General features: G+C 42.2%; 15 protein-coding genes. 3 read left to right on the plus strand and 12 right to left on the minus strand.

The features are described from left to right. Window positions 1–19: 19 nt before the first annotated feature. Window positions 20–565 carry a hypothetical protein gene (locus tag FAZ15_RS10420; protein WP_136901261.1) on the minus strand — a complete coding sequence of 182 codons (546 nt, stop codon included), beginning with the start codon at window positions 563–565 and terminating at the stop codon, window positions 20–22. A 139-nt stretch (window positions 566–704) separates the two neighbouring features. Between FAZ15_RS10420 and FAZ15_RS10425 the strand changes: the two genes are divergently transcribed. Both FAZ15_RS10425 and FAZ15_RS10430 read left to right on the plus strand, forming a co-directional pair. Further along, on the plus strand, window positions 705–1,559 hold the full coding sequence (locus FAZ15_RS10425) for an AraC family transcriptional regulator (protein WP_136901262.1): 855 nt from the start codon (window positions 705–707) through the stop codon (window positions 1,557–1,559). A 15-nt stretch (window positions 1,560–1,574) separates the two neighbouring features. Beyond that, the gene (locus FAZ15_RS10430; RefSeq protein WP_136901263.1) at window positions 1,575–2,006 is read left to right on the plus strand and encodes a DUF983 domain-containing protein; all 432 of its coding nucleotides are present in this window, start codon (window positions 1,575–1,577) and stop codon (window positions 2,004–2,006) included. Window positions 2,007–2,069: 63 nt separating this feature from the next. Here FAZ15_RS10430 and galE read toward each other — a convergent pair whose 3' ends face one another. Together galE and FAZ15_RS10440 are read right to left on the minus strand one after the other, a co-directional pair. Further along, complete coding sequence (galE, locus tag FAZ15_RS10435; protein ID WP_136819058.1) at window positions 2,070–3,098, minus strand: UDP-glucose 4-epimerase GalE; 1,029 nt, start codon at window positions 3,096–3,098, stop codon at window positions 2,070–2,072. Continuing rightward, window positions 3,099–4,076 (minus strand): UDP-glucuronic acid decarboxylase family protein, encoded by a 978-nt coding sequence (locus tag FAZ15_RS10440; protein ID WP_136901264.1) that lies wholly within the window; start codon window positions 4,074–4,076, stop codon window positions 3,099–3,101. Between the two features lie 60 nt (window positions 4,077–4,136). Here FAZ15_RS10440 and FAZ15_RS10445 point away from each other — a divergent pair, with 60 nt between their 5' ends. Next, on the plus strand, window positions 4,137–5,381 hold the full coding sequence (locus FAZ15_RS10445) for a 3-deoxy-D-manno-octulosonic acid transferase (protein ID WP_136901265.1): 1,245 nt from the start codon (window positions 4,137–4,139) through the stop codon (window positions 5,379–5,381). 99 nt (window positions 5,382–5,480) lie between these two features. Here FAZ15_RS10445 and FAZ15_RS10450 read toward each other — a convergent pair whose 3' ends face one another. The 9 genes from FAZ15_RS10450 to FAZ15_RS10490 all read right to left on the minus strand — a co-directional run bounded on the left by FAZ15_RS10450 (window position 5,481) and on the right by FAZ15_RS10490 (window position 19,325). After that, window positions 5,481–7,214, minus strand: a complete 1,734-nt coding sequence (locus FAZ15_RS10450; RefSeq protein ID WP_136901266.1) for a GMC oxidoreductase — start codon at window positions 7,212–7,214, stop codon at window positions 5,481–5,483. A 49-nt stretch (window positions 7,215–7,263) separates the two neighbouring features. After that, window positions 7,264–7,791 (minus strand): gluconate 2-dehydrogenase subunit 3 family protein, encoded by a 528-nt coding sequence (locus tag FAZ15_RS10455; RefSeq protein ID WP_136901267.1) that lies wholly within the window; start codon window positions 7,789–7,791, stop codon window positions 7,264–7,266. A 59-nt stretch (window positions 7,792–7,850) separates the two neighbouring features. Continuing rightward, a complete protein-coding gene (locus tag FAZ15_RS10460) occupies window positions 7,851–9,497 on the minus strand; it encodes an FAD-dependent oxidoreductase (RefSeq protein ID WP_136901268.1) in 1,647 nt (548 codons plus the stop codon). A 5-nt stretch (window positions 9,498–9,502) separates the two neighbouring features. Further along, a complete protein-coding gene (locus FAZ15_RS10465) occupies window positions 9,503–10,189 on the minus strand; it encodes an SGNH/GDSL hydrolase family protein (protein ID WP_136901269.1) in 687 nt (228 codons plus the stop codon). Between the two features lie 214 nt (window positions 10,190–10,403). Continuing rightward, a complete protein-coding gene (locus tag FAZ15_RS10470) occupies window positions 10,404–12,149 on the minus strand; it encodes a RagB/SusD family nutrient uptake outer membrane protein (protein WP_162304921.1) in 1,746 nt (581 codons plus the stop codon). Window positions 12,150–12,250: 101 nt separating this feature from the next. Continuing rightward, window positions 12,251–15,682, minus strand: a complete 3,432-nt coding sequence (locus FAZ15_RS10475; RefSeq protein WP_136901271.1) for a TonB-dependent receptor — start codon at window positions 15,680–15,682, stop codon at window positions 12,251–12,253. A gap of 159 nt (window positions 15,683–15,841) precedes the next feature. Then, complete coding sequence (locus FAZ15_RS10480; protein WP_136901272.1) at window positions 15,842–17,026, minus strand: FecR family protein; 1,185 nt, start codon at window positions 17,024–17,026, stop codon at window positions 15,842–15,844. 86 nt (window positions 17,027–17,112) lie between these two features. Beyond that, a complete protein-coding gene (locus FAZ15_RS10485; protein WP_136901273.1) occupies window positions 17,113–17,721 on the minus strand; it encodes an RNA polymerase sigma factor in 609 nt (202 codons plus the stop codon). A gap of 116 nt (window positions 17,722–17,837) precedes the next feature. Then, entirely contained in the window at window positions 17,838–19,325 is a 1,488-nt protein-coding gene (locus FAZ15_RS10490) for a sulfatase family protein (protein ID WP_136901274.1), read from the minus strand. Between the last annotated feature and the right edge of the window lie 218 nt (window positions 19,326–19,543).

Below are 19,543 nucleotides of genomic sequence, written 5' to 3' on the forward strand. Positions count from 1 at the left end.
ACTAAAATAAATTTATAGCTCAACGCAGTCCATGTTTCATGCCAAATTCCGCTACGAATTCCATCTCATTCTGTAAGTCGAATTGTAAATCTTCATGTAACTTATCGAATTTTCCGTTAACATTTTTTATTCGACCTGCCGCATAATTTCGGAGCTTCAAACCGCTGCTCACAGCCGTGGATTCGAAAAGTTTAGGAAACTTCTCAAAGGCTGTCTTTAACAGGTATATTCGACATTCAATCTCACTTATCTTGTCTTTTGTTACCTTTTCATGTTCATTTATACTTCCGCTCGCTTGACGTAGAAGTATATTTAGTGCTCTATATTGGCTATAGGTAGGTATGTTTTTGATGGAGTTTTCAGCTTCGGACATTAGATTTTCTAAACTTCCTTTCAGCTTTTTAATTCGATCTTCTAAGTCTAGTTCATCTTCTAGTAGCTGGAAATGTAGCTGTTTCAATAGCATTTTGTCTTTATTAATCAGACGTACAAGCAGCTTGTCTTTCTCTTTTTGTGAAAGCGAAAGAACAGCTTCTTTAAGGGTGTTGTTTTTATGTAAAGACATATGCTAATCTAAAAAAATATCTGCAAAAAAAACGTTGAATTTTGGTGGAAATAGTATTGAAATATAAATCCGTAAAAAGTACCATTGAAAAAGCTAAATGTACCATTCGATCTGGTAGTATTTAAATATCTTTGTGTCAATGATTACAAGCGCCCCCATACTCGATCAATGTACTTTATCGGCCGATAAAGAAGGGGGAATTCTTGTTGAGCGTTTGTCGAGTTATCTGGAAAGGAATAATAATCTTGTTTTTCCTCACCAGCATAACTTTTATCATTTTGTAATATTTACAAATGGAGGAGGAAAACATACCATCGACTTTGATGAATATGAGGTCCGGCCTTGGCAGGTTTATTTTATGATTCCTGGGCAAATTCATACGTGGAATTTCGAAGGCGCGGTAGAAGGGTATATTGTTAACTTTAGCGTGGATACATTCCAAACTTTTCTACTGCAACCAGATTATCTTTCAAACTTCCCATTCTTCTTAGGTCTTAAGCATACATGTGTTTTTATGATTTCCCATGAATATCAGGATACCATTTTGCGGGTAATGGATAGGTTGATTCAAAGATCCTTCGGTATGGATTTTATAAAGGTGTCCTTGCTGTATTTTTTTATGGTATTAGAACAGCAAATGGAGCCAAATGAAAGGCATGAAGCCTCGTCATATAATTATACATTACTTAAAAATTTTAGAGCGCTGGTCGAAAAGAAATATAAAGACTTACATTTACCGAAGCAGTACGCGGCGCTTCTTTATATTACGCCCAATCATCTTAATGCACTTTCAAAAGAGTATCTGGGCCTTTCGGCTGGAGAACTTATTCGTAATAGGATTTTGCTGGAGGCGAAGCGCTTATTGGTGGTACATCAGCACAGCATTAGTGAGATAGCGTACGAATTGAATTTTAGTGATAATTCGTATTTCACGAAATTTTTCAAAAAAATGGAGGGAATTACACCGGAGGAATTTAGAAGAAAGAAGCAGTAAGATATAGAAGAAATTATGGAAGAAGCAAAATATATTATTCCCAGTGAGCTGAAAAGCGCTGCAAATGGAAAGTGTCCTCGGTGTAGAAAAGGGGATATGTTCGAAGGGCCGCTATTTAGTTTTTCGTCTAAAAAGATGCGAAATACCTGTCCGCATTGTGGTCTTAAATTCGAGAAAGAGCCTGGTTATTTTTACGTAGCGATGTACGTGAGTTATGTATTTGTCGTAGCGGAGTTAGTGAGCGTATGTATAGGGACATATATCATTACACGGAATATGGAATCGCCATGGCTTTACCTTACTGTAGCCGTATTAGCGACCATCCTCTTGGCGCCATTTAATTATAGGTACTCCCGCATTGTATTGATGTACTGGCTAACACCAGCATTCAAATATAGACCGGAGCGCTATGCTGATGTGAAAGAAGGAGAGGGTGTTAACAGATAGGCCGGTGTGCAAATACGCGGATTCGCAAATTCTCAAATAAGCGAATCCGCGAACAACTTCTAATTATTCAATCGGATTTTCTTTCAGATAATTTTCCCATTTCCAAGCGGAAGACATCATCTCCTCAATGCCGAGCTGGGCTTTCCAACCTAGTTCGCTGGATGACTTGGTGACATCTCCATATACTTTTACAATATCGCCTTCTCGTCGTGGACCAACCTCATAATTTAACGTCTTACCGGAGACTTTCTCAAAAGCCTTGATTGCTTCAAGGACAGAGTATCCTTTTCCGGTACCGACATTGAATACATCGTATTTTCCGTTTGGATTACCTTTTTCTAAAAGTTGAATCGCAGCAACGTGTGCTTTTGCCAAGTCTACAACATGAATAAAATCCCGTATACAATAGCCATCAGGTGTATCAAAATCATTTCCAAAGACGGTTAACTTTTCGCGTTTTCCGATGGCGGTCTGCGTGATGAAAGGCAGGAGGTTTTGGGGTACACCCAGTGGTAATTCGCCGATTAAGGCCGACTCGTGTGCACCTACCGGATTGAAATAACGTAGTGCGATTATGTTGTAGTTGTCGTATGCAGCGGCAGATTCCGCGAGGATTTCCTCTGCGATCTGTTTGGTGTTGCCGTAGGGAGAGCTGGCTCTCTTCACTGGCGCAGATTCTGTAACGGGTAATGCATCTGGCTCGCCATATACCGTACAGCTTGAAGAGAATACAAAATTGATTTTCTTCTCCTGATAAGCTTCCAACAAATTGATTAGGGAGAAAAAATTGTTGTGATAATATTTTAATGGTTTTTGAACGGATTCACCCACGGCTTTTGAAGCCGCAAAATGAATAATGCCACTGATATCGGGATTGTTATTGATGAATGCTGTGGTTTGTTCGGTATCGCATAGGTCAAATTGATGAAACTCGGGTTTTACGCCGATAATTTTTTCGATCTGTGCTAAGATCTTGCTGCTTGAATTGGATAAATTGTCAATAATTACAGGTGTATACCCTGCTTTGTAGAGTTCCACTACTGTATGGGAACCAATATAACCTGTGCCTCCGGTAACTAATATTTTGCTCATTTATATGTTGATTTGTTGTTTTACTCCGTCTTTTAATTTTTGTTTGTAATACGCTATCGTTTGTATTAAGCCTTCTCTTCTCGACACCTGTGGTTCCCACCCCAGTATTCGTTTTGCCTTTGTAATATCGGGTCTTCGCTGCTGCGGGTCGTCTACAGGTAACGCTTCATAGATGATCTTTGACTTGCTTTCAGTTAAGGCTATGATCTCTTCTGCAACCGCCTTGACAGACAGCTCTTCTGGGTTACCAATGTTCAATGGCTCATGGTATTCGGTATGTAATAATCTATAAATACCTTCAATTTGGTCGGAAACATAGCAAAATGAACGCGTCTGTTCGCCGTTACCAAATACGGTTAGGTCGTCCCCTCTAAGGGCCTGTGCGATAAAGGTAGGTAAAGCTCTTCCGTCTTCCAGTCGCATACGGGGGCCGAATGTATTGAATATGCGTACAATCCTAGTATCCAGTCCATGAAAATTATGGTAAGCCACTGTCATAGCCTCCTGAAAACGCTTAGCTTCGTCGTATACTCCTCGCGGGCCGACAGGATTCACGTTTCCCCAATACTCCTCCGATTGGGGAGAAACGGTGGGATCACCATATACTTCAGAAGTAGAGGCAACCAAAATGCGTGCTTGCTTATCTTTAGCTAATCCTAAAAGATTGTGCGTACCCAATGAACCAACTTTCAAAGTCTGTATAGGAATGCGCAAATAATCTATTGGACTGGCTGGAGACGCAAAATGAAGAATATAATCCAACTTTCCCGGAACGTGCACAAATTTGGAAACATCATGATGATGGAACTCGAAATTTGCCATATGAAAAAGATGTTCGATATTTTCCAGAGCTCCGGTAATCAGGTTATCCATCGCAATAACATGATAATTTTCCTGAATAAATCGATCACAAAGGTGTGAACCTAAAAATCCTGCTGCACCGGTTATAAGTATTCTTTTTTGAGCCTTCTGTTGCACTTTGTCGTGAATTAGAAAAGGTTTAATATCTTTGACGAAGATAAGTATTATTTCATTAATATGCGGATACTCTACGATCTGGGAATTGTTTTTTACGGTATGATACTACGGTTGATAGCTCCTTTTCATACCAAGGCACAACGTTGGGTAGACGGACGAAAAGGACTGTTAAAACACATAAAACACACGGTTGAAAAAGGTCAGGAACACATCTGGTTTCATTTTGCTTCCTTAGGAGAATTTGAGCAAGGAAGGGCTGTTTTGGAACAGATCAAAAAAAAATATCCAAATGAAAAAATTGTAGTAACTTTTTTTTCTCCCTCAGGCTATGAGATTCGCAAAAATACCCCATTGGCGGATTATGTGTTTTATTTACCTGAAGATTCTGCGAGGGCCGCACGTGACTTTGTGGAAGCGATCAACCCTAAATTTGCCGTTTTCACCAAATACGAATATTGGTACCATTATTTTAATGAACTCCATAAACGCAAGATTCGTTTGCTTATGATTTCGGCTATTTTTCGAGAGGAACAACTGTTTTTTAAGCCGTATGGCGGATTTTACCGTTCTATTCTCAAAAAAGTTTCCTTTTTCTTTACCCAAAATACGGATAGTGTCCATATGTTAAAATGGATTGGAATTACGCATGCAGGTTTGGCGGGAGATACCCGATTTGACCGGGTGGTGGAGTTGCCCAAGAAACATCAGGAAATCCTTCCCATAAAGCAATTTGTCGGAAATCAGCATGTACTTGTTGCGGGGAGTACCTGGCCAACGGATGAAGCGCTATTGCAGCAACTTGCCATGCAATATCCATTGTGGAAATTTATAGTTGCCCCACATGAGGTGGATGATAATCATATACATAGCCTGCTTAAACTCTTTCCTCAGGCCATTAATTTTTCCGAATTTTCATCGTATACCGCTGCCAAAATTGAAGCAGCGCAAATATTGCTCATTGACAATATTGGCATGTTATCGTCTCTCTACTATTATGGCGACGTTGCATATATAGGAGGTGGCTTTGGTGTCGGGATCCATAATACATTGGAAGCGGCCACCTATGGTATGCCGATTATCTTTGGTCCAAAATATGAAAAGTTTCAGGAAGCGGTAGATCTCGTCACGTTAACGGCTGGATTTTCTATTGCCAACTACAACGACTTGCAGGGTGTTTTTAGATCGCTGAACGAACAGGAACGCCGGAAGATTTGTGGGGAAGCCGCTAGTGCGTATGTGAAACAACGTGCTGGTGCGACGCAGATCATTATGAAATACCTGGAAACCGAAAAGCTTTTGGGATAAATGAAGAAGGTACCGGCTACTGAAACCAGTACCTTCTTAACACTCGATTAGGACAGCTTAAACAGTGCACTGTAAACTAAATTTTTGCGACAACCTATTTTATTGTTTACCATCTAATAAAGTGCCCTTTTTTAATGACTTAACGGCGTGGTCCACTGCTCTCGCGGTAAGTGCCATATAGGTCAATGTCGGGTTTTGCGTCGCTGTTGATGTCATACATGCGCCATCTGTTACATAAACATTCTTACAGAGGTGGAGTTGATTCCATTTATTCAATAACGAAGTCTTCGCATCGTTGCCCATCCTAGCCCCACCCATCTCATGAATATCGTTTCCGGGTCGACGGGAATCATTGGACGTTCTGATGTTCTTAAATCCGGCAGCCTCATACATCGCAGTCATCTGTTCGTAGTAATCTTTACGCCTTTGCCAATCGTCTTCGGCGTAATCTACAGAAATATGTAAGAGTGGCACGCCCCATTTATCGGTTTTACTTGCGTCTAACCACACTTGATTACTTTCCTTGGGGATAGTTTCCGCCATCATATGAGAATGTATGCGCCAGTTACTCCATTTTGAATCATCGAGTAATGCATTCTTGAGCGCATCACCCACACCGTTGGTGTCCCGAACCTGTGAACGATTGGCACTGAAAGCTGCTGCCCAACCGCGCAAGAAATCTGTTTCCTGACTATCCACATTACGGAAGTTAGGGATATACCCCCCACCGGCTGGATTTCGACCATCTGTTCGATATTCGAGAAGACCATCATATTCCGCACTGATACGTGCGGTGTAGTTGTGAAAAGCAATATATTTTCCTAGCAGTCCGTTGTCATTTCCTAGTCCTTCTGGAAAACGGTCCGACTTAGAGTTGAGTAGAATAAGATTGGTATTTAAAGCCGCAGCGTTAACAAAAATTACCTCAGCGAAGAAATCTATTTCCTCCAGTGATTCGGTGTCAATCACTTTTACACCTTTCGCTTTGCCCGATTCTTGGTCGTACAGTATCGAATGCACTACCGAATGGGGACGTAAGGTGAGATTACCCGTTTTTTGTGCCCAAGGAAGAGTAGAGGCATTGCTGCTGAAGTAACCTCCAAAAGGACAACCACGCTGACACAGTACGCGGTGCTGACATTTTACACGTCCCTGCTGAAGATGGATAGGCTGTGGATCGGAGAGGTGTGCGCACCTCGCACTGATGACGTGCCTGTTTTTAAAGTGCTGATTGACGGATTGACGGAAATAATCTTCCGCCGCATTCAACGGGTAACCCGGTAAAAAATCACCATCCGGGAGTGTAGATAGCCCATCCTTATTGCCCGCAATACCAACGAAACGTTCTACGTAACTGTACCATGGATCGATATCATGATACCGGATAGGCCAATCCACCGCAAAGCCGTCACGTGCAGGTCCTTCAAAATCATATTCGCTCCAGCGCTGCGTTTGTCGTGCCCATATCAATGATTTTCCACCAACCTGATATCCGCGAATCCAGTCGAAATCTTTCTCCTGAATATAAGGATGTTCCTCATCTTTCGCGAAAAAATGTTGCGTGTCCTCTCTGTACGCGTAACATCTGTTGGCAATCGGATTCGTTTGCTTATCGGCATAGGTTATTTCATTACGGTGTTCCAATTCATATGGATAGAGGTTAGTCGTTGGGTAGTCTTTGACATGTGCCACGTCGCGTCCGCGTTCGAGGACGAGGGTTTTTAAACCTTTTTCGGTGAATTCCTTTGCCGCCCAACCTCCACTTGCTCCGGAGCCGATTACAATAGCATCGAAAACGCGCGTTTTTACATCATCTATATTTAAGTTTGCCATTCTTTTATGTGTTCTCTCTTATTTTGTTTCTGTTCTCTTCTATGTGCCGTCAGGCCATTTTTACATAGCCATTATATCGACCGGGAACTAACTCGTATTTTTTTAAGTCAGTCATCACATACTTCGAATTCACAAACCCCTGTATGGTTCGGCGTTTCGTAATGGCATAAAACCGTTTTATCGGTTCATCTTTTACTTCCTTCATCTCTTCTAAAAAAGCAAGGCGCTTATCTGGTTCCAGTTTGATAAAATCCTTTCCCATTTTCTCGCGCGCATAAGTAGAAAATGACGTCAATCCATCCATAAAAGCTGCTTGATCTTCTGGATTATGACAATCATCCACCATTTTCAAAACAAAGAGGTGTAGTAATAATTCCTGTCCTCCAGAGGTATTAGAAGAGGGTATAATCGTCTCAACTAGCTCGGCTAGCAAATTTTCATGTTCTTCCTCTATCACCAAATGGGTCAGTTCAATAGTTGGCTTGCCCGATTTTCGATAGCAGGCTGGAAGCAAAAGTGTACCGCCCGCGATAAACAGTAACCTGCGAAGGGCGATTCTTCTGTTGATCAAATCCATATATATAATCCTTTCTGTTTGAAATTACGATTTAATTCTTAATATCCTACATATTTTGCTTATGGTTTGGATAAGATCTGTTTATTTTCCAGCAGCATCTTTTGAAGAGCACTATAGGGTACATCTTGCACGCCGATACCTTGGTCAATAGCCAAAGATGCGGCTAAAGCTGCACTTTCGCCCAGTATCATGAATACCGGTTCCATACGAATGCTACCAAAGGCAATATGTGAACTGGAGACACATACCGGAACAAGAAGATTTACGCATTCTTCTTTCTTGGGTACGAGTGAGCCATAGGATATTTTATAAGGCCCCTTCTTGGGCTTTACACCGATATCCCCCTCATTCTGAACATACCCGTCAGCCTTTACGTATCGCTGTACATTGTGCGAATCTAGCGAATAAGACCCCATGCCTACAGGGTCAGAAATCTCAGTTTCGCTGAATGTATCGTGTTCGGTCATTATGTGCTGGCCTACCATGCGACGTGCCTCTCTGATGTATAACTGATGGGGCCAATGTCCATTGTCTGTAAACTCGTCTTTCGCTAAGCCCCATTGCGCCATTTCCCTGCGCACATCAACCGGTACTTTCTCGTCGTTAGCCATGAAATACAGCAGTCCTTTTTGATAATCTTCATGTTCTTTGATTAGCTCTTTACGACGTTCGTAACTCGCTTCAGGATAATCGTAATTCATACCAATAAAATCCGTGCTAAAGGGGCCATGGTTGTTGGTGTCCGTTTTGCGATTGGGGATTGGGTCGAATTTACGAAAGGTCTCGCGCCAGCCCGATGTGAAAACGCGCGCCAGTAGCTCATAATTTTCCGGTTTATAATAATCTGGTTTCGGAAAGGGCACGCGGTTATCGGGGTGGTTACTTAAACACATCCGGAAGCAATAGGCCTGCAACCGATGATCGCCCTCCCCATAGACACCTGGATCCTCAGCTGACACGCCGTATAAAAGCCCACTCGTGCTATCACCCGCTATTACGTATGGACTAATGTCGCTCTTAAACCAGTGGTCGTGGTGTAATACTCCAGTCTGTATGCCATTCCATTTCTCTCCGTATACACTATTCCCCTCACGTCCCACGTGGTAGCTCACATCTGCAGCCTCCATTAAATCACCCTCGTACGTGGCATCGATAAACATCTTTCCCTTAAACGTTTTCCCGCTTAAGGTCGTAATGGAAACGATACGGTCGCCCTTCTTCATCACACCACTCTCCCGATCTAACCATTCATCTCGCCAAACTTCCAGCTCGTACTCTTTTACATAATCCTCGAAGACTTGTTCGGCTACATGGGGTTCGAAAATCCACATCGTACGCTCGCTACCATCTATTGCTGCTGTACCTTGGCCTTTGTTGCCGTATTCCGACTGACCTTGCCAGCGCCAAGCTGCGCTATCCTGATAGTGCAGATACACACGATGATAGAAATCGCGTGCTAGCCCCCCGATGACCGATTTATCACCTGTATCCGTAAACCCAAGCCCCCCCGATGACAATCCGCCCAAGTGTTTGTCCGGCGATATGACGATGACCGATTTCCCCGATTTTTTTGCCTGTACCGCAGAAATAATACCCGCTGATGTGCCGCCATAGACAATCAGGTCTGCTTGATATTCATTTGAATGCAATTGGTTGCAAGAAACAAGTAGCGCTATGATAACCATAGCCAATAGTGTTTTCCTCATGTTTTCTATTTATCTGTTACATTTAAGTTTAAAAATTCTATTATCTCCGGTGCAATGACCTCTTCTCCACCCTTCTTATTGGGATGTAAGCCATCCGGAACGTACTGCCTGAAAACCTCTTCCCCCTGATCTAAGATGTTCTGCCAATTGGTGTAATGGTCGATAAGCATAACCTTTTTTTGCCGTGCTACTTCCCGATACATCGCATAATACGCTGATAGATCGGGTCTAAAGGCAGCAGATTTTCCGATAGGCATATTCATAACCTGTAAAAAGATGTCGCAGGAATCGCTATAAAGTCGTACGCGGTCAATCATATATTCCAGATTCAATTTAGCAAGCGCAACCGATGTCCCGTATTCTTTAAATGCGTCGTTCATACCAAACTCTATAAACACGGCATCCGGCTTTTTGGCAATGACACTATCTTCGAAGTTTTTGACGCCCCAGACAGACCACATCCCGCCCTTACCGGCGAGCGTATAATGGACGAGATTATCGCCATACTCCTCTGCAATACGTGCCTTGACCACGTCCATCCAGGCCCTTCCGTTTCCACCACTGGACAAACTGGTTCCATATACCACGATATGCTGGTGCTTTCCTTTCTGTAAGCGCTTTAGGAAATTTGGCTGGCAAAATGCCGATAAGCAAAGCAGCAAGGTGGCCAAAAGAAATATTGTTCTTTTCATTTTTAGCAGTAGGTTTTATAATGATAAGTAGCAATATTAAAAAAAGATACCGGGAATAAACCGTTAAATCATCTTATTTTATTGCATTAATGTATCAATTCACAATAACCTTTATTTTTTATCTTATTTTATGTATCCGATTTCTATTATGAGCCTTCCAAATTAAAACAGGCGTACGCCAGATGTTGTACGCCCGTATAGTCTAAACAAGTGATTACATATTTTCCCACCCTCCAGGTTGTTGTGGATAGGGATCGCCTGCAATAACAGACTCGATTTGTTTCTGTGGAATTGGGCGCAATACGTGGAAATCCTGTATATTATCCTTAGGCAGGGTATGGTTTGTCCATTTTGTCGTAAAGAACCCATGCTTCCGTACACGCTCAACTAATTTTTGTGTGCGAACAAGGTCAAACCAGCGCAACTGTTCTCCACAAAGCTCGCGTGTTCTTTCATCAAGAATATAATCGATGGTTATATCTCCGGGAGCAATCATCAGGTCGTCAATATATTCTTCCTTCGAGGCAGCTCTTTTACGAAGTTCATTGATGTAATAAGCAGCTCCGTTGCTTGTAGAATTATTGCCCAGTTTAAAAGCAGCTTCGGCAGCGATAAGGTATGTTTCGGCCAAACGATATACGATGATTGAACGCTGGGAGTCGAATGAAAGACTTGCACGATTGGGATCCAAAAATTTCTTCATTGTTGGGAATGAAGGATCTGTGTAGTTTTCGGGCGTCAGTATATAATAATTTGTCGCCCCTATTTCTTCTCTGGTCATGTTTTTGCCCGGAAGATAACCTGCAAGGTTTCCTTTTGTTCCACTTCTAATAGCAGAATACTTGGTGTTGCCAACATAAAATTCCTGGGTTCTATTCTGAAAATCGACCGGAGCTTTCCACTCGCTTTGGAATGTAGCGTAATAGCGCGAATCTTTGTCTACATCACCAAAGGCTTCATTATAAAGCCAGGTTGTTCCGTGATATCGCGCATAAACACGTCCATCTTCTATCTGTTGAACATTACCGCTACCATTAAAATTAAAATAACCTGCAACAAAGACATGTGAAAGATGATTCATATTTGCATCCGATTCAGGTACACCATAAATCGGATCGTTTGTCATCTGTACACTATACAGTATTTCCTGATTATTTTCATTGCCAGGTTTATGGATATCTGCATATTTTGGCATAAGCTTGACGCCTATTTGCTCGCCATCCTCAATTAGTGCTGTTGCTACATCATATGCCTGCTGAAAATCGGTAGATTGAGCAGCACTGCTCCATCCACGGGTGAGATATACTTTTGCTAGTAGATGACGGGCTAAAGCTTGTGTAACACGGCCTGTATTTGTATCTTTCGATCCTGCGGGCAGGTTGCCCGGCGTTGTACAATACAAGAGGTCTTCGATAATAAAATCGTACACATCAGCCATAGGGTCACGCTTAGCCTCTTTTATAACCCCATCATTATATGTACGGTTCAATGTCACATCGCCAAAGAATTGCACCAAACGAAAATAAAGCAAAGCCCGGAAGAATTTGGTCTCCGCCAGCATAGTTGTTTTTTTAGTTTCTGTAATGCCCGTCATGTCTTGCCCAAAGTGCACAAGACCATTGCAGGTATTGATCAATGTATACGAAGATCTCCAGTAGGAATAAATATAGTCCGAACTGGGTTTGTAATTTGCCGTATAATTACCAAAATTATAAATGTCACCCGAAGCACGGCTGTAGAACTCATCGGTTCCAGTCACCGTCAACATATGGATAGCACTAATGGGACCATAAAAAGCGCGCATTCCGCCATAAACACCATTTAATCCAAGTTCAAATCCCTGTGGTGTATTAAACGACTCGGGTGTAATTTTCGAGTGATTTTCCTCTTCCAGAAAATCCTTGCACGCCGTGACGAATAGTAACGGTATACATATTAATAAAAATATTAGATTTTTCATTTTCATCTATTTAATTTTTTCTAATGGCTGATGAGAGCTCGAGTAAATAATCATTCTCCTGTGTGTTAATGATTATTTATTCTCTCGGTTTCATCTCGTACTTAAAAAGTTATATTAATACCAAATAACATTTGCCACGATGGAGGAACCACTGTACCCATCACACGGTTGGTCTCCGGATCGAGACCTTTATATTTGTTCACATATTCTGAAAAGAAGGTCAACGGGTTTGTAGCGGTTGCGTATATGCGGGCCTTGCTTAATCCTATTGATCTAAGGGGCTGATCGGGTAAAGTATAACCCAACGTCACTGTCCGTATCTTGAGGTAAGACGCATCGAATAGTGTAAGCGTTCCTTTATAAGGTATGCTCTGTACCCTATTATTTGGAGCTGGCCAACGCGCACCTGTATTTTCCGGGGTCCAATAATCCACATCCAGATTGTTTGTATAACCACCTAACAGAGAGTTTTGTCCGCCGCCATAGAGTTCAGACCTAAGTAGACCTCCTTGGCGGAAATTCATCACCACGGTAAAGTCAAAGTTCTTATACGCTAGGGTATTTGTCCATCCACCTTCGAAGTTGGCCTGATGGCTTCCCAATACTTTGCGGTCATTGTCGTTGATTATGTTATCAGGCACACCATCGGGTCCACTGATATCGGACACTTTAATAGTCCCTATCACGGATTCGTCGCCCGAGGTTTTAAGTCCGAAGCTTTCGGCCAGCGCCCGGTCTTCAGGAGTGTCTTGCCAGATACCTAATCCTACATATTCGTAAAAAGATCCTAGCGGATGACCGACAAAGAGGTTGTCGGAAATCAGTTGGTCTACTCCTTCAGTAAGCTGCACAACCTTATTCCGGTTAAAGTAGATATTGAGATCCGTACTCCATTGGAATTTATTCTTGCCGTCGCCATTGAAAATATCCATACGGACATTCGTCTCAAACCCTACATTTTCTGTTTTACCTACATTGTAAGGGATAGCTGTACTGACACCACTTGTTGCAGGAGGAGTGAAATTCATCATCAAATTGTTGGAGTATTGTTTGTAGGCTTCAATAGAACCAGTAACCCGGTTTTTCAGAAAACCAAAATCTATACCGGCATTATAACTGGCTGTACGTTCCCACTTCAGTTCACTGTTGGAGGCCGCAGTCGGATAATATCCCAGTACGCCCTGAGAACCAAAGATGTACCTGTTGCTACTCATATTGCCTATGGTATCATAAGGATTCACGTTGGTGTTACCGACTTCACCATAACTGAGACGCAGTTTCAACTGGGACAATATATGAGCCGTTCTGTCCATAAACTGTTCATGGCCTATGTTCCACGCAAGGGCAGCAGAAGGGAAATAGTGCCATTTATTACCTTGGGCCAGACGGGAAGAGCCATCCCCACGAAACGTTGCGGTCAGGTAATAACGTTGGTCAAAGTCATAATTAAGGCGCCCCATATAAGAAAGCATGCTCCATTTGCTGTAGCCTCCACCTCCTTTATGGTTCTCAGCCGTACCCGGATTGTAATAACCTACCTGATTGGTCGGTACGTTTTCATAGTTTAGATCGAAATCCTGCGATTCTCTTTCTTCAGCACTAAACAAAGCGGTGACATTGAAGTTGTGCTTATCCACTTTCTTGTCATAAGTTAAAAGATTCTCAAGCGTATAATTCATCAATGAGGCTGATTCATTATACCCATAGTTTGATGACTGCCGGCGCTTACTTGTCCCTTGCTGATAGTAGCGTTGCAGGGTAGTCTGCGATAGCTGTACACCTGCATTGAGCCTGTATTTAAAGCCATGCGTGAAATCGACATCTAAATAACCTGTCGTAAATGTTGACAACCGTTTGCGGTCATCCTGAATCGCTCCTGGACGAAGATCCATGAGGGGATTACTCATTAGGTCATTTGGATGTACTTTTTCCCGTATCGATCCATCGTCCAAATAGGGCGATAGGAGCGGACTGAGTGAAAGCGCATCGCCCATCGGATTCAGGCTTTCTCCTCTACTTATATAGTAGGTATTCAATGTGTTAAACCCTAATTTAAGGTACTTGTTTATGGCATGATCCACAGACAATTTCAGGGTTGCACGCTCCATCGACTGTAAATCGTATATACCTGTCGATTTAAAATATCCCAACGATGTAGCATATTGGGTATTTTTCGATCCGCCTGCTATACTGATCTGATGATTGTTGATGACTGGATCCTTATCATACAACTCTTTTTGCCAGTCGGTATATACACCTCTGTCATAACCTTCGATTTCTCCATCGAGTCCTCCTTCGAATACACGTTGTAATACCCTGGGATCGTCGATACCTGTGTAACTGTCCGAATTTTTGTAACGATTGTACATGGACCATTTCCGTAGTTGCATATACTCATCCGAATTCATAGCATCATAAAATCCCAACGGCTTGCTAACCCCTACGTACCCATTATAAGTCACTGCCGCTTTTGCCGCTTCTACTCCACGCTTGGTCGTCATCAGTATAACTCCATTGGCTCCACGCGAACCATAGATTGCTGTTGACGAAGCATCTTTAAGAACGGTAACTGAAGTGATATCATCTGGTGAAATATTGTTTAGCATACCTAAATCGTAAGGAATACCGTCCACAACCAAAAGAGGGTCATTGCCTGCAGCGATCGATCGCGTACCGCGGATACGGATCTCAGGAGTATGTGCCGGATGTGTTGATCCTCCACTTCTCTGTATGTTCACCCCTGATCCTGCACCTTGCAGCGCCATTGCAATATTTGCGGCAGGCGTATTACGGATCGTTTGTTCATCGATTACGTTGACGGCACCTGTTAAATCAGATTTCTTCACCGTACCGTACCCCACAACGACCACTTCATCCAAATCACTGATTTCTTGCTCCAAGGTTATATCTATAACAGATCTACCTCGGACGGCTTCCTCTTTGCGTACGAAACCTACAGACTGAAAAATGAGAGTTCCGTCTGATTTAACAGCTATGCTGTAGCTTCCATTATCCGATGTAGCTACGGCGGAAGTTGTTCCTTCCGCCGATACAGAAATCCCCGCCAATACAGTTCCATTTGCATCGCTGACGGTGCCTGTTACCACATTTTCTTGAATATGCATATTGGATTCCCTTTCCTCCGATTGTTGGTGGATAGGTTTGCTTCTTTCAGTCTTCTTTTCTTTCAGTACGATCGTTTTATCCATAATAACATACGTCAGGGGCAGTCCTTTAAGACATTCGTCCATCACGGTTTCGAGCGTAGCATTTTTAAGATTAATATTAACTTTCCGGGTATCATTCACTCGTTTTGCTGAATAAAAAACCGTTCGGTCGGTCTGCTTCTTGATTTCGCGAAAGACTTCCTTCATGGAAATGCCGTTTTGCTGAAGCGTAACGTGGTGTTGTGCCACACTTCTCGCTCCCACCTGCATAACGAAGAAGATAATGATAGTTAGCGTAAGCTGTATGCGCATAAGCACCTGAGTTTTTAACACCCGCTGAAGCGGGAAAGTAATTTTTTCGTACATTTACAGTAATGTTTGGTTCAATTGAATAACTAGCTTTATGGTTTGTCCTGAACATTTTCTGCCTTGCAGATATTGCCGAAAGTGTTGGTCGCACTTTCGGCTTCTTGTTCACTTGATTGTTGTCAAATTATAACATACACTATTTTTTAAATTTTATCATTAGTTTCCGATTTTATTGCGGATGATCACGGTTCTATTTTTAACTTCGAATGTTAAACCGCCCGCCTCCTGCATAATATCCAGCACCGTCCGTAGGTTACCGTACCTCGAAATACTTCCGGAAAATACCTCATTGGAAGGCACATATTTGCTGCTATCAATTTCGAAGTCGTACCAACGGGCTATCCTCTCCAATACCTCTTCTGCGGTCTCATCCCGAAATACAAATTCGCCGTTCTTCCAATCGACATAATCGTGTACATCCACCTTACTTTTTTGAAGTCCATTCTTTCCATTTTTTCCCTGTTCCCCTGGAAGAAGTGTCAACGCTTCACCAGATCGAGGTGTTTCGACACGAACTTTACCATCCACCAAGGTGGTCTTCGTTTCCTCTTCATCGTGATAAGCCGAAATATTAAACTCTGTACCTAAAACGGTAATCGTTTGGTTGGCGCTAACAACTTTAAATGGTTTAAAATGTGCAACCGTGTTATCAGTTTGTACACGTTTTACATCGAAATAAGCCTCTCCCTCCAATTCCACGATGCGCTCTCCTTTAGCAAAATGGGTAGGATATTTTAGCGTTGATTCGGCGTTTAACCACACCGTTGTTCCGTCGGCTAGCGTAACTTTATATGTTCCGCCACGTGGTGTACTGAGCGTCAACCATTGCGGAGAAGATGATTCCAATGCTACAACAGTGGATGTTCCATCATTATACGTGATCTCTTTTTCATCGACGATAATGCCATTACGACTTTCGTCCAAGGTAAGTGTCCTGCCGTCGGCAAGTATTATCTTTGCTTTATTTCCGCCCGGCATAATATCTATTTCAGAGACAACGGTATCATCAGCTTTCGGTGAGAATATAAACCATGAAATCCCGATCATCCCTGATATAAATACGGCCGCAACATAAGGAAGCCAGCGATTTAAATCTGATTTCTTTTTCGATGCGATATGTTTTCTCAACTTTAATTTTACCTTATCGGTTAGGTCCTCTGCTTCCCTAGACGGATTGTGCGCGATCGTGTTCGAGAATTCTTTACGCAAAAGATGATCAAATGCCTCAGGTATACCATAGTCTTTGAAATAATCCAGCATCGCCTTCAACTCTTCCTCAGAAATAGAAAGGTCTATATATTTTCTACATAATACTTCGATATCGTACTGGCTCTTACCCATTATAATTTTTGGCTAACTGTATAATTACACCTCAAATGCAAAAAGCAAGCAACAGGAATAGGGCTTATTTTGCAAATCGCTGGTAATCAGGAAGAAAAAATATCAAAAATAAAAGTGAGATATAAAATATTGATGAGTTCAGTTTGATTTTTCAGTTCCCCTTTTAAGAAAATGTTAGCATTTCTGATGTGGCTATTAACGGTAGTTATGGAAATTTTAAGTCGTTCACTTACCTCTTTGTAGCTTAGTCCTTCAAGCTTACAAAGCTCATAAACTTTTTTCTGTTGAGGTGGTAAGCGATCTAACAATGTTTGTAGCAATTGTTGCGTTTCCTTATGTTCTATCCACTCCTCCACCATGTTATTATCCGTCGACCTAAAGTATCTCAGAAATTCCTCTCGCAGACGACTGTCATTCGCCAATTTACGAAATACATTTTTTGATTTATTTATTGCACTCCGGTACAAGTAGGCTGGAACGGACTTTGATGCATCCATCGCATGGCGCTTCTCCCATAACATCATAAACACCTCTTGCAACACCTCCTCAGCTAATTCATAGGAACGCAACAGCCGAATGAGATGCGCCGCGAGTTCATTTTTATAGCGATCATAAATCTCCAAAAAAGCTTTTTCGTCATCATCATTCAATAGGATAACCAATGCTTCATCCGTATGATTTCTTAGGTTTTTCATATCCCATTGTTACTAACAAGAAGTTGTTATTTACGACTTTTGATTTATAATATAGCGATCTCTAATTGCGCGCTGTGAATATACGAAATTATGCTATCTTTTAGTAACTTTTAACTTTACCGCACATCCTTAATATGGCGAGGGCCTTTTTCTTTTGTTTTTAAAGCACCCTTAGCCACCCCGGCCCTTTCCCCCTTTTTCCATTCTCCCGGAAGCCGGTTTCCATAAACATCATCTCGATCGGGTGTTGGGTTCTGCGGCACAGAATCTCCTGTTTCGGCAACCCATTGATCCATTACTTTTCGCAAATAAACGAGGGAATTTTGGTGTTTTTTATCGAACACGAGATTGGTAAATTGATATGGATCAGCAGGGAGATAGTATAATTCTTCGTGTTCGCGGGGTACAAGAAACACATCTTCCTGTTCCGGGACTGTCAATCCGCGATCATGGGCATCCCACAATTCGCTTCCTGCGGGAAACTGCCGTGTAGATTCGCCTACCAAATTCTGATGCTCGGGGAAAGCATTTCTGATATATACCCAGTCTTTGTGCCTAACCATTCGTTCATGGGCTTGAAAGACGTGCCAATTGTGTTCGGCAAACGCAAAATCACGGTGTTCCGATCTTCCGCCGTCGACTAAAATGGAATGAAAGCTCACGCCCTGTATATTATCATGGACGTCATTACCTGCCAATGTTAGAACCGTAGATGCAATATCTATTGCGCTTATTAAAGCGTTAGTTTTACCTTGATGTACATTAGGACCATAGACAATAAAAGGCGTTTTTATTCCGCTGTCGTATAATCTTCCTTTGCTTCGAGGGAACGGTCTTCCGTTATCACTCATAAAGATGATATAGGTGTTCTCCAACATGTTCTGCTTCTTTAATTCCCTGACAATTTTCCCTAGGTAATAGTCGGCGCGCGACACTTCGTGGTAATATGCGGCAAGATCCTGACGTGTCTTTGGGCCATCGTATAACATCGGTGGCACGATGATATCATCGGGATTGTATATGGGGCCCTTATCGTTAATCTGCCAGTCTCGATGCGCATCGAGACTGGCAAACCAAAAGAAAAAAGGCTGATTTTTCGGTCTGTTTTTTATAATCTGGTTCCAATCTCCTTCGCCACCTGGCCCCTTGCCCGGTGAGATCGTATCAAATGCATGCTTCGTTTGTGGCCCCATATGGTTTTTGCCGGATAACACCGTATAATAGCCGGCTTCCTTCAGGAGCTGCGGAAACATTACCTGTCCGCTAGGAAGTGGATCGTGTAGTTCGGGTGCTCCGGTATTGTGGGGGTATCGCCCCGTAATGATACTAGAACGACTTGGGCTACAACTGCTGGTCGTCAGATATGCATTTTCGAACTTAAGTCCTAACTTAGCCAAACTGTCGATATTTGGCGTCTTGACATTTGGATCTCCGTAGCAGCCTAAATCGTCCCAACCAATGTCGTCAGTGATGAAAAATATAAAATTTGGCTTTGTTGTTGTTTCTTTATTTGCTGCATATTGTGCAACTGCTTGGGTTGGTTGCTGTAAAGCCAGCCCTACAGTAAGGGAACCTAAAATTTTAGAAATAGCCTTTATCTTCATGCGTATGTTGTTAGTTTGTATCGGCACGTTGGTTTTAATTTTACGAATCTACAGTGAAATCCTTTTACATGAAGTAGCTTATTCTTTTTCGAATTAGTATTAGGTGTCGTTTATAAAAATTAGCCAATTTAATACTCAAATTTCCCAAATGTCTTCCGGAATAAAATATCTCTCTGTATCAATAAAATGTGAAATCGTCTCAATATGTTTTTTGATAG

This window comes from Sphingobacterium olei (genome assembly GCF_005048855.1).
Classification (GTDB): Bacteria; Bacteroidota; Bacteroidia; order Sphingobacteriales; family Sphingobacteriaceae; genus Sphingobacterium; species Sphingobacterium olei.